At 38.6% G+C, this 12,364-nt stretch carries 12 protein-coding genes; 6 read left to right on the forward strand and 6 right to left on the reverse strand.

The features are described 5' to 3' along the window. The first annotated feature begins 13 nt into the window (after nucleotides 1-13). From MUW56_RS03205 to MUW56_RS03230, 6 genes are all read left to right on the forward strand, one after another. The gene (locus MUW56_RS03205; protein ID WP_292011832.1) at nucleotides 14-2,203 is read left to right on the forward strand and encodes a peptidase domain-containing ABC transporter; all 2,190 of its coding nucleotides are present in this window, start codon (nucleotides 14-16) and stop codon (nucleotides 2,201-2,203) included. 27 nt (nucleotides 2,204-2,230) lie between these two features. Then, nucleotides 2,231-3,058 carry a GLPGLI family protein gene (locus MUW56_RS03210; protein WP_292011833.1) on the forward strand — a complete coding sequence of 276 codons (828 nt, stop codon included), beginning with the start codon at nucleotides 2,231-2,233 and terminating at the stop codon, nucleotides 3,056-3,058. A gap of 215 nt (nucleotides 3,059-3,273) precedes the next feature. Next, entirely contained in the window at nucleotides 3,274-3,462 is a 189-nt protein-coding gene (locus MUW56_RS03215; protein ID WP_292011834.1) for a hypothetical protein, read from the forward strand. Nucleotides 3,463-3,651: 189 nt separating this feature from the next. Continuing rightward, the gene (locus tag MUW56_RS03220) at nucleotides 3,652-4,197 is read left to right on the forward strand and encodes a hypothetical protein (RefSeq protein ID WP_292011835.1); all 546 of its coding nucleotides are present in this window, start codon (nucleotides 3,652-3,654) and stop codon (nucleotides 4,195-4,197) included. Between the two features lie 122 nt (nucleotides 4,198-4,319). Next, nucleotides 4,320-4,937 carry a Crp/Fnr family transcriptional regulator gene (locus MUW56_RS03225; protein WP_292011836.1) on the forward strand — a complete coding sequence of 206 codons (618 nt, stop codon included), beginning with the start codon at nucleotides 4,320-4,322 and terminating at the stop codon, nucleotides 4,935-4,937. A 32-nt stretch (nucleotides 4,938-4,969) separates the two neighbouring features. After that, the gene (locus tag MUW56_RS03230; RefSeq protein WP_292011837.1) at nucleotides 4,970-5,860 is read left to right on the forward strand and encodes a cyclase family protein; all 891 of its coding nucleotides are present in this window, start codon (nucleotides 4,970-4,972) and stop codon (nucleotides 5,858-5,860) included. A 41-nt stretch (nucleotides 5,861-5,901) separates the two neighbouring features. On the opposite strand, the gene MUW56_RS03235 is transcribed toward MUW56_RS03230, so the two are convergent. The 6 genes from MUW56_RS03235 to MUW56_RS03260 all read right to left on the reverse strand — a co-directional run bounded on the left by MUW56_RS03235 (nucleotide 5,902) and on the right by MUW56_RS03260 (nucleotide 12,310). Then, the gene (locus tag MUW56_RS03235) at nucleotides 5,902-6,330 is read right to left on the reverse strand and encodes a DUF3592 domain-containing protein (RefSeq protein WP_292011838.1); all 429 of its coding nucleotides are present in this window, start codon (nucleotides 6,328-6,330) and stop codon (nucleotides 5,902-5,904) included. Nucleotides 6,331-6,547: 217 nt separating this feature from the next. Continuing rightward, the gene (locus tag MUW56_RS03240; protein ID WP_292011839.1) at nucleotides 6,548-8,032 is read right to left on the reverse strand and encodes a serine hydrolase; all 1,485 of its coding nucleotides are present in this window, start codon (nucleotides 8,030-8,032) and stop codon (nucleotides 6,548-6,550) included. Between the two features lie 89 nt (nucleotides 8,033-8,121). After that, nucleotides 8,122-8,679: a helix-turn-helix domain-containing protein gene (locus MUW56_RS03245; RefSeq protein ID WP_292011840.1), complete on the reverse strand. Its 558-nt coding sequence runs from the start codon at nucleotides 8,677-8,679 to the stop codon at nucleotides 8,122-8,124. A gap of 293 nt (nucleotides 8,680-8,972) precedes the next feature. Further along, a complete protein-coding gene (locus MUW56_RS03250; protein ID WP_292011841.1) occupies nucleotides 8,973-10,412 on the reverse strand; it encodes a hypothetical protein in 1,440 nt (479 codons plus the stop codon). A gap of 265 nt (nucleotides 10,413-10,677) precedes the next feature. After that, nucleotides 10,678-11,967, reverse strand: a complete 1,290-nt coding sequence (locus MUW56_RS03255; RefSeq protein ID WP_292011842.1) for a hypothetical protein — start codon at nucleotides 11,965-11,967, stop codon at nucleotides 10,678-10,680. A gap of 4 nt (nucleotides 11,968-11,971) precedes the next feature. Further along, nucleotides 11,972-12,310 (reverse strand): hypothetical protein, encoded by a 339-nt coding sequence (locus tag MUW56_RS03260; RefSeq protein WP_292011843.1) that lies wholly within the window; start codon nucleotides 12,308-12,310, stop codon nucleotides 11,972-11,974. Nucleotides 12,311-12,364 lie beyond the last annotated feature (54 nt).

Raw genomic sequence — 12,364 nt, forward strand, 5'->3', positions numbered from 1 at the left:
TATTTTGCTAACTATGCTTATAGACAATTTTCCATATTATCCTCAGGTAGAGCACAGTGATTGTGGTGCTGCATGTTTAAAGATTATTTTAAAATATTATGGTAAAAATTGTGATATATCTTATTTAAGAGAACTTACACAAGTTACCCGTGCCGGTATCTCTCTTAATGATATTATTAAAGCATCGAAAGTATTGCACTTCAAAACCAATCCTGTGATGGCAGATATAGTAGGGTTAAAAGATGCTATTACCCTTCCTGCCATCGTACACTGGGAACAGGATCATTTTGTGGTTCTTTATAAAATCAAGAACAATAAATACTATATTTCTGACCCGAATTTTGGAAAGCTCAGCCTTCATGAAAATGAATTCCTAAAACTGTGGAGTGATAACAATAATGAAGGTATTGCTATTGAACTGGAGCCTACTCCGGCTTTTTCCGAACAGAATCTGCCCTATAAAAGAAACAATTTTGAAGGGATACGGGAATATATTCTTAATTCTGTAAAAGATCAGAAGAACAAGATTTTTTGGTTAAGCTTTCTCATTTGCTTAAGTACCATTATTTCCTTTGTATTCCCCAAAACCATTCAGAATTTATTTGATAATTCAATAAAGGTTTCAGATCAAAATCAGCTGTTTATCATTTTTGGCTTTCAGTTGCTTTTATTTTTCAGTCAAACCATTGTAAATCTGATTCAGAATTTTATCGGGGTCCATTTCAGTACCCAGGTGAGTATAAAAATACTTTCCAATTTATTGAATAAGATTGTCAAACTTCCTATTTATTTTTTTGAAAACCGTCTTTACACAGATATTCTGCAGAAAATAGAAGATCAGTCAAAGATAGAGCAGCTGCTCACCAAGCAGTTAATTACCGCAGTTTTCTCTGTGTTTCTGTTTGTTGCTTTATCGTGCAGGCTATTCCTGTATAATGTTTACCTGGGTTCATGTTTTGTCTTTTTAATCATTTTTACCATATTCTGGATGTTTTTCTTCTACAACAGACGAAAAATCATTGATTATTATTCATTCAAACTCACCTCTGAGAACAGAAATAACCTGACGGAGATGATTACGGGGATGGTTTCCATCAAAATAAGCAATGCCCAGTCGAGCAGACTTCAGAAATGGCACACGTTACAGAATAAAATATACAGCCTCAAGGTAAGAAGCCTTATCCTGGAAAGCTACCAAAACTACACCACTTCATTTATCAAACAATTATTCAGTATAACGTTAACTTTTGTGTGTGCTTACTGGGTGATGAATAAAAAGATTACGGTCGGGGAAATGATGAGTATCGGCTATATTATGGGATTAATTTCCTTACCTATAGAAAATATAATCGTTTTTTTACGTTCTTTGCAGGATTCCAAACTTGTTTACAACCGTACCCAGGAAATCTACAAATCTAAAGATGAGACAGAATCCCATCATTTACGGGACCTTCCCATTTCGAACAGTGATATTATCCTTTCCAATATCTCCTATAAGTATTTCGGAGGATCACAGCCTTTGGTGTTGAAAAACATCACGGCAAAAATCCCCAAAGGAAAGGTGACCGCCATTGTAGGGTCCAGCGGAAGTGGAAAAACAACGTTGTTAAAGCTATTGCTTGGCTTCTACCCTACCACTGAGGGAAAAATCACGATCGATGGGTATGGAATCAACAGTCTCGACAAAGATTGGTGGCGCTCGCAATGCGGAGTGGTGATGCAGGATAATAATATTTTCAGCGGTTCTATTGCCGAAAACATTTCGATGGATACGGAATGGGATCTGGAAAAGCTTATTTATGCCACAAAAATTGCGCAGATATTTGACTTTATCGAAAATCTTCCGCTGGGGTTTGAAACTAAAATCGGAAATACAGGAGTGGATTTGAGCGGCGGACAGAAACAAAGAATAATGATCGCCAGGGCCGTCTATAAAGATCCTCAGATTATATTCTTTGATGAAGCGACCAGCAGCCTGGATTCAACGAATGAAAGCTTGATCATGGCTAATCTGCAACGGTTTTTTAAAGGTAAAACCGTGCTTATTATCGCTCACAGACTTTCTACAGTAAAAAATGCGGATCAGATCATTGTGCTTGACAACGGCAGGATTATAGAAACCGGTCCCCATCAGCAGTTGGTAAGCAACAGAAAAAATTATTATGAATTAGTAAAAAACCAGCTAGAGCTGGGAGTAAACTAATATTATTTCACAAAACTTAAAAAATTTATGCAAAAATTATTAACCTTAGTGGCCGCTTTTGTTCTGTTAAATCTATCTGCCCAGACCAATCGGTTTATCTACACCCTGGAATATAGGGCAGATCCTTCACAGGACTACAGGCAAGAACTCATGGTTCTGGATATTAATAAGAAAAATGTAAAATTCTATGATAAAAAATTTCTGGAATATGATTCTCTCAATGTAGCGGCAAAGAAGACGAATGGTTTAAAATCAAGGACCAGTACCTCAACGGATCAGCTGATTGTACGGGCTGTCAATTCAAATACCAATTTCTGGTACCGTGACTTCTTCGATTATTTCGTCGTTAAAACCGAAAATCAGCTGAACTGGAAACTTTCTCCGGAAACGATGGTCTATAATGAGTATAAACTTCAAAAAGCAGAATGTGATTTTGGCGGCCGCCATTGGACAGCATGGTTTTCTAATGACGTACAAATTCCTGAGGGACCATACAAATTCAGAGGCCTGCCGGGTTTAATATTCATTATTCAGGATCAGGACAGTGACTTTGTCTATAAACTGGTTAAAAATACCAAACTTCCGGATACCTATGATACCACAGATTTCTTGGAAAATCATTATGATAAAAAACCGATTCCTATTTCACTGGAAAAGTATAACAAGTATATCATCGATATTTATAATAATCCGACAAGGGTCTTTTTGAATAATGTCAAAGATGGTAAACAGGTCAATTTTGGAAAAGACAATGTGCAGTCATTAGAAGAGCTCAACAAGAAAAAAATGATGATGCAGAAAATGATTAAAGAACGGTACATTCCTGTTGAAAAAAATAATGCACCCAAATTCTAAGATATAGCTATGAAAAACAAAAAACTAAAAACCCTGTTGCAATGTCCGGGGGTCAAAAAGATCAAATCCAAACAGCTTATTGTAATAACAGGTGGTTCTTCAGCTCTAGAAGATGTTCCCGTAACATGTCATGATTACCACCTTCCACCAGACTACAGTGGCTATAATTGCTGGTCTTTTCAATAATATTTATTCAAAATTAAAAAACGATAAATATGAAAAATAAAAAACTGAAAACCCTGCTGCATCGTCCGGATATCAAAAAGGTAAAATCACAACAGCATATTGTCATTACCGGTGGCTATTCAGTAATCAGCAGCAGTTCTGCGGCTACCGATTGCTGCTACCAGTACTTTAACGACAATCCCGTTTGCAGTGATAATATGTGCTGGTCTTTTCAATAATTAGGATCAAAAATCACTTATATAAAACTTGACTCCATATTTCAAATGTACTGAATCTTTAAGGTTTGGTACATTTTCATTATGGAAAACTTACTGGCTCACAAAAGGTGATACGGCCTACCTTTTAAAATTAATATAATTATCTTTTTTAAAGTATTATCTTCGCAGATGATCAATAAAACTCAACATATGAAAAAAATAATATTTCTCGCTTCAGCTGTTCTTGTATTAAATTCGTGTGTAGTCTCTACTGCTGCCAAAGTCGTAAAGGGTGCGGTGAATGTAAGCTACAAAGCCGTAAAAGGGACGGTGAATGGAATCAGCTGGGCCGTAAGCAAAGCAAAAGGAAAGATTGATGAAGACCGTCTGGATGGAACATGGAAAGTCGTGGGAGCTTACCGCGGTTCTTTTGAGGATTTTTCCAAAGACCAGAATCCGGAAGCGTCATTTACTTCAGACTGTACGGACAGCTTTGACCAGATTGTTTTTAAGGCCAAAAAATCTAAATTCAAACCGGTACACTGCAGTTCCGGCCAAGAAGACTGGGTAAAATATTCCCTGGAATTTGGAAAGAACCCTTTGACCAAAGAAAAGGAAAACTATATAGAATACAATTCCAATAATTACATTTCAGTGATTGACGTCAACAATAAGACCATGGTCCTGGAAGGAAACCTTATGCCTAAATTAGCATTCTCCGGAGCCAAATTATATCTTCTGGAGAAGGTAAAATAGAATATAACAAGTTGTGTGGAGTTCCCTTTTCCGGAGCTCCCTTGCTTTTATTGCTTAGCTACCAGAAATCTCCGGGTTTAATAACCGCTGATTAAGTTTAACCGCAAATAAAAAAATAAGCTTTGTCAGAGTATACGATCACTACTTTCCTTGAAACAGCAATATATCCTTTGTTTGATCTTACGGATACGGAGGAACAAATACTCCGGTCCGAAACAAAAATAGTAACCCTGAATAAGGAAAGTCTTTTAATAAAGGAAAATATGATAGCCAATGATCTGTTTTTTATAGACAGAGGACTGATACGAAGTTTTTATCATAAAGATTACCGTGAAATCAATACCGAGTTTTTCTTTGAAAATGATTTTTTTACAGCATTGACGAGTTTTCTTACCGGTGAAAAAACAAGACTGAATTTTCAATGCCTGGAACCGTCCGAAATCATTGTCATCCCCAAAGCTTTAATTGACAATCTGCTGCTACAGGATCAGAAATGGCATTTACTCCTTAACCGGATACTCAAAAAAGAGTTTATCAAAAAGTGCCGCAGGGAAAGTTCTTTCTTACTCTGTGATTCCAATGAACGCTATTTGTCTTTTCTTGAGCAGTTTCCCCTTTCAGAAAGCAGGATTCCTCTTTTCCATATTGCCTCCTATCTTGGAATAAGCCCTGAAACATTGAGCCGGATCAGAAGTAAAAAAATCAATCAAATTGATATAAGTCAAGTACATAAGATCTGAATTTCTTCACTTTTGTCCTAAATATTTTAATAATGGACAAAAGAGTACAATTTGATTTTGAAGTTTATTTTACCAACGGAGGAAGCCTCAAAGGTGAAGATTTCAGGCTTGATATCATGGGTGATGATATTACAGATCAGGAACTGGCAGATTATATCATTGAAGATCTGAGATTATTAATGGCAGGGAAAGTCACTATTCTGAATAAAAAGATCTTCAGTGAGCCCCACAAAAGAAAACCGGTTACCCCACACTCCTCTCCAGGCCGGCTGATAGATATAAGCCATACTAATGAGGACGGACTTATCCCTTATAAAGGACTCCCCGCCCCTCATATCTGTGACTATCTGAGCAGGGAAAATTCCAGGCAGCTGTATGAAGAAGGAACAGAATTTCAGATCGGGAAAATTGAAAGGGCCACCAATACCGGAACTTATATACACTGTCCTTTTCATAGATTTGAAAACGGAGAGGATCTCGCTGAAACGGAATTGAAAAAATTTGTGGAATTAGAGGCCGTAGTCATCCGGATTCCCTATTCTGAAACACTGGAAATTACAGATGATCATCTCAAAAACAAAGAAATCAGAAACAAAGCCGTATTGATCAATACAGGATGGGACCGGCATTGGAATACTGAAGCATATGATGAGAATCATCCTTATCTGACAAGAAGTGCAGCAGAATACCTTAGAGACTGCCATGTACAGTTAGTCGGCATTGATTCTTACAATATTGATGATACAACCGGCAGAAGCAGACCTGTACATTCCATTCTTTTAGGAGCCGGAATATTAATTGCAGAACATCTGTGTCATCTGAATCTGCTTCCCGATGGCCAATTTACTTTTACGGCAGTTCCTCCAAAATTCAAAGGGGTCGGTACTTTTCCCGTAAGAGCATTTGCTTCAATACCATCATAGTATCTTATACAGATAACCCTTTTTTAATCTGAAAAGGAATTTTATTTTAAAAATTGTTCCGCAATACAGTATCCGCCGCCAATCACCAGTAACGGCAGTGCAATAGAGATCAATACTATGGTCCAGCCAAAAATTCTGAAATAAGTATACAATCTTGCAGCAGAAGGATCTGCCGGATCATAGATGATGGTCTCTGTTTCGCCGACAGACCAGCTTGGAGGATTGCTGCCTTCGCTCAGTTCGTACGTATATTCAATATTGTTTTTAGTCCGAAAAGTAAAGACCGGCAGATACACTTCCCCTTCTGACTGAATGGTTCGCAATGAGGTAACCGTTCCGGTCGCTTTTTCGGCTCTTTTTAAGAATGACAGGGTATCCCTAAAACTAAAAAATGCCAGGATGAGCAGAATTATTCCTGCTCCAAGGATTACATAATAGTACCACATAGTTTTCTTATTCATGGTGTTCATGGTGCGCCCATTTTCTAAAAACAGATTATCAGATTAAAAAATAATACTGTAAATCAACACATTGAAGTACCTAAGGTACAAAGATTTACCAGATGGGCATCAAAATTCACAATACATATTCAAGAATAATACATCAATAGTTTACCTGTATACCGCTTACAGGCTTTGCATTTAAAAATGTAATTGCATAACGCTGTCATTTTGTTCCTGCCTGCTTTTACCTGTTTTCTATCTCAGCAATCTTCCGCCCCTGCTCTCCTAAATAATGGACAATCAGCTTTTCATACGCTTTATATCCATCATCTGTATTGGTAAAAATTATAATTCCTTTTCCTGAACGGGGCAGTACAAAAGCAATACATCTTGTGCCAAGATCAGCTCCGCCATGAGATAAAGCATAGTCACCATTTCCGAGATCATAGATTTCAAATCCTAATCCGAAATATTTATTCTCTTTGGTTTTCACCTGTTTCCCGATCATTTCACGGAATACTTCAGGACTGAGGTCTTTACTTTTCATTACACTGACCATAAAATTCCCATAATCTTCTATTGTAGTATGCAGATCATCAGCCGCATTGGCTGTTTTATTTTTTTCTATGGGATAAGGGTTACCCTCTTTATTGTACCCTATTGCAACCCTTGTTTCATCTGTATTTTGATCCCAGATATAGTTCGTATCATTCATTTTCAGTGGTTTAAAAACCAATTCTCCGGCCAGTTGGTCCAGTGATTTCCCAAACTTCTTTTCCAATGCCTTCCGCAGGTATTCAAAACCCTCTCCTGAGTATTGGTATTTTGTTCCTGGATCAAACTGAAAACTCAGTTTTTTATCAGGATTCATCCACCTCCAGTTTGGGAAGCCGGTCTGATGGGTCAGGATAATCCTGGTGGTCAGTTTTTTACGCCTCGGATCATTAGCAATATCCGGATCAGTCCAATAGAGATCAAGAGGCTCATCCAGTTTCCATTTTCCCAGGCTGACCAAGCGTAAGGCAACCACTGCTGTCACGGGTTTGGTAAGAGATGCTACATTGAAACAGGTATTGTAGGGTGCTGTGATACCTTTTTTTATGTCACCAAAAACTTTTACTTCCCTGAGCGCTCCCCTATCGATGATTCCTAATCCCAGTGTAGGAATTTTAATGTCTTTCAGCCAGTTTTCAATGGCCTGATCATTCTCAAAAAGAGACTCCTGGCGGGTTGATATTTCCTGATGATCGAAGCTCAATGATTTTGCCAGTTTCCAGCTTCCGTTTTCTACCATCCAGAAATTGGTAAACTTAGCTGAGCCTACTCTTTTTTCAGGCCGGCTGTTTTCTTTTTCATAAAACTGGTGATCCCCATTCTGAATCACAGCATATAGTTTTCCGCCTTGAAACATGGGATATATTTCTGTGCTTTTATCCATCAGGACCCTTTTAGCCTGATATTTTTCCGGCGCTTTACATAATCCGTTTTTAAAATCGGCCATGAATTTCTTTTTATCGGAAATACCGTCTTTGTCGTGATAAAACTCAAGGCGGTCGCTGAGTATATTCTCCATCACCCCGATATTACAGGTATTAAATCCTACAGAAAAAAGCAGGCTGTCTCTGGACATGATTGTTTTGTACAGATCATCAGTCTTCCTGATTTGGGCATTGACATTGCAGAAGAGGATGATCAGAAAGAAGAGAATAAAATGAGTATACTTTGCCATCGTTAAAGATTTTTGACAAAGGTTGGATTTTCAGCTGTTCCGGCACGAAAAATGAACCTGACAAAAACCCGACAAAGCCCTGACAAGCTTTATATCATACTGAAATTCAATCTGAAATACAGTTTTTTATTGCGGTCAATTTCCGCCGCATTCCGTAGAATAATGAATACATTAGACAGCACAATCAGGATCATAAGGATCAAGGTAAACTGTCGCCCCAGCTTTAAAAAGATTCCCAGCATAAATATAATGGGGGCCATCACCGTCCACACCATCTGTACTGAAATAATCTGTCTTGCAAGACTGTTTCTCTGTTTCATCTTAAACATCAGCAGAAGCGGGACCAGAATATTAAGTGGCGGCAGTATCATAAACAGCAGCGGGGAAAGGTTAATGATTTTAATGTAAGCATAATTGATACCAGCCGGGTCTTCCGCTTTTACCTCATCAGATTCTGTGATAGCTGTTGTTTCCCGCAATGCTCCTTCTTCTATTTCCAATGCTTTAGCCAGGGCACGGAGCGTATGTCCTTTGGGTTCAGTTCCTGATTCAATCCGCTGAATTGTTCGTACAGAAATTTTTGATTTTTCTGATAACTCTTCCTGGGTTATATTTTTCTGTTCTCTTACAGCTTTTAATGGAGGCATACTGGTCATTTATTCTAAAAAGAAGGCTTTCCGTTGATTTTCATGGCTAATGTACATCTTTTTTAGTAGTAAACCGGAAAGCTTTATCATAGAAAACAGCATTCTGCATAGTAACAGAACACTGCTTTCAGGATGTAAATTGGATAAGGCTTACCTTTTGAATACCCGCTTTGTATTATAGTAAAATTCGGAATAGTTTTGATCCTATCCCGAATTCTGATGTATATTCTTATAAAGTTATAAAGCTTAGACTGATAAGAGCCGTTACCGCTGTGGCATAAAATTTCATATTCTCAGTCTTGTGATTCAGATAATCTGGAGAATAAGATTTTGGTAATCTCATTCAGGTCTTCAGGGGTAAATCCTTTGCCTTCTTTTGCTTTTCCTTCCTTAATAAGTCTGCGGATATCCTCATCAGGGCGTATATATTGGTCTTTTTTCATTTCTAATTTACTAATATCACGCTTAAACACTTCCTCTCTTTCATGAATGCCCGCTAAAACTCTTTCATACTCTGCTTTTTGGTGTTCATCCATTTCAACGGAATTCAATTTAGAGCTGACTCCTTTTTTTATTTTATTAGTAATTATCTTTAATGGAGCAGAAATCATTTGTTTGGTCTTCTGGTCCTTTTCCCTTTCTGTATGGATCAAATCTATCTCAGTTTGGACAGCTGCTATATTATCCTTGAGCCATTTCCCTGAGTTTGTAGAAACTTTCTGTACCAGCAACCTTTTATATTGCGGCTTTATTCCTCCTTCTTTTACTTTCACCTCACTGTTTTCATCCCACATGGTCATCCTTTCACCCCCTTTGCTTACCGGTTCTTCCATATACCTGACCCAATTACCCAGCAAAGCCATGGCTTCAAGGTTTCCGCTTCTGAATCCCAAATGCTGAACATTTTTACAAGTTCTCGACAGGTAATCATACAGCTTGAATTGTCCTATGCGGTCATTTTCTCTGAGCCAGGCCAGCAGCAAAGGGTCGGTTATATCTTTCCAAAATTCCGTGAGGTTGAATACCCTGGGAGTATCAAACTGACTGTTAATAACCTTAGCAATATCATCATATTTTTTTTCTTTTCTTGCATTATCCTCTTTATTTCCAGTATTATATCTTTTATCTCCTGTGATGATGACGGCATCATATTTTTCAGCCACTTTTTCCAAAATCTGCTTAATCCCCGTATAGCTGCTATCATGTTCCAAATGAATTTCTCCATTTTTACCGCTGAACCGGGACCAAAGAACAAGAACATTGTTTACCTCGTCTTTTATCCCCTTGCTGTTAAGCCACTCTTTTATTTGCGGATCTTTGGAACCATTGACCTCCCATGCATTTTTTAATTTTTCCTGAAGAGCGACAGAATAATTTTTAGCAACCCATTCCGTTGCCCCCTGTACCGATACATATTGAATCTTGGTCTCATCTCCTCCCAACTGTTTGATTTTTTCCTTATAAAGCATTATCCCGTCATTTTTAAGCTTACCTGCCACATTTTCTTCTGTTTTTTCAGTCTTCAGCCCTAATATTCTGTCTTCGGCAATTTTAGATTGCCGATAAAAATCTTTAATGGCAGTGGTTCTCTTATCGCCTTCATATTCAGAAATAACGACATGGATTCTTTCATCGCCCACCAAAGTGGTAGCAACGGAAAATATATCCCCTGTAGCGTGTCCGGCTTGTCCTATTAATATTGGTGTTTCATTGTCATCTGGCAGGAATTCCATTTTTTTTGTTTTTTTTCCCATAGTTGTAATCGTTAGAATAGGTTATAAAAACAAATTTCAAGGTAAAGAACCAGACCCTATAGAGGGGAAATCCCCATTTTCAGAAACTAAGGGTTTACCTGTATGGGACCGAGCTGCTGAAGCTAAACCTCCTTTTTTACTGTGGACTTTTGATTTTTTAAGCAGACCATTTATCCATAAAAAAAATGGATTGACAATGATCAATCCATTTCTTTAAACAATCCGGAACATTATTTCAAGTATATTAAACCTGAGGATCAACATAAAGAATAAGATCCCCCGGAAGTGCAATGCTTGTTAAAGGTGCTATAGAAGCAGCCGGCCAGTTGAAAGATGTCGTAGCACTGCCCAGATTAGCTCCAACCTGGGATAGGCTGACATTGAATTTAAGCTGGGTGACAACGATAGGGACAACAATGGCTACAACAGCCGCTACACATGCCCCCAAAGTTCCAAAGGTCGCAATAATCAATGCTCCAACAATAACCCAGCCGCCCGCACTTAGCTCTGCAGAACCACTTCCGGACGGTGCATCAACACCAAATGAGATGGTCTGCCCTGATAAAGAAGGCGTAAGATAAATATGCCCGCTTACGTTAATCCAAATCAGGCTCGAGAATGCCGATACAGGATATCCAACCGCTCCATAATCAGATTGTATCTGCCCGCTGTTATTAACATAGTTATTCATACTGGTCAGCTTAGGATCATATTCTCCATCCAGATTGACAGAGGTATTTAAGCTTACGGTATAGGGTGTACTGGAATTTCCACTTACCGTAAATGAACCGGCAGTCGTGTTCAGCTGTGTCACCAGAACAGGGAGCAGCATATTATTCAGGATACACCGGTTAGAGATATAAAGCGCAGCGCTCTGGTTACCCGGTAATAAAACGGGTCCGCCGGTAAATACGAGTGACCCTGCAGATCCTGTACTTGTATTGGCCACCAATGCCAGAATATTAGAATCAGCATCAGAGCTATTGGGCTGGGTGGCAAAATATACATTACCTGTCGGCAACACAGCCGCCGGCACCCCTTCCATATTTACGGTTCCTAAATAATAGGATCCTCCCTGATACAAATTTTGCAGGTAGTATTGAACCATTCCGTTTAATGCAGCTACCCATGATTGGGACGGCTGTATATTTACTGTAAATATGGCCAGCGGGCTGCTAAGATCCAAATATAACCTTACGGCACTGGTTCCCTCTAATGTTATATTTACATATTGTAAGTTGGAAACAATAACAAGAGTACTATTGGGAGGAATAGTATTAGAGGTACCGGATATCGTGATGGTTCCGCTTATGGGAACTTCTATAGAAGCCATAGAATTTGTTCCTGAACTTTGTGAGGGATTCAAGTTGGCGGTCGGGGTTCCAAAAGTCCCCACGAATGTCATCCCAAATAATGATACATTGGCATCATGAGGGAAAATATTATCATTGTAAGCATCTTCAATGAGTACATTGAGCAGCGATTGCTTTGCTACCGCTACCAGATCCCATCCCTGGGTCATTACTGTTGCCATATCTTTATTTTTTAATGGTGGTTAATAATACATCTGAAGCTTCTTTAATCATCTGAATAACATCCTGTGGAATCCCTATATCGGCATTCTGTATTGCCAGAATAGGATTTTCCAGGTATTTCTGACCATTATCCGATGACTGGGACAGCCATTCCATGATTTTGGTTTCGTACGGCATAAGGGCAACATAGGCCTTTTGAACTTTCTCATTGGCTACCGAATCTGCGGTAAGTCTTGAGGTCGCTAATGAAGAAAAGCCCTTATTGGCGTGAAATGTAACATCATATGATTTTCCGTTTTCATTGTACTGAAATGATGTTGCATGTAAAGTCTGTTTTTCCATGTGATTTGATTTTAGTTCTGCCTACTCTGAAAGGTTTTCGGCTTCCCCTGGTCG

Origin of the sequence: Chryseobacterium sp. (genome assembly GCF_022869225.1) — a bacterium.
GTDB lineage: Bacteria > Bacteroidota > Bacteroidia > Flavobacteriales > Weeksellaceae > Chryseobacterium.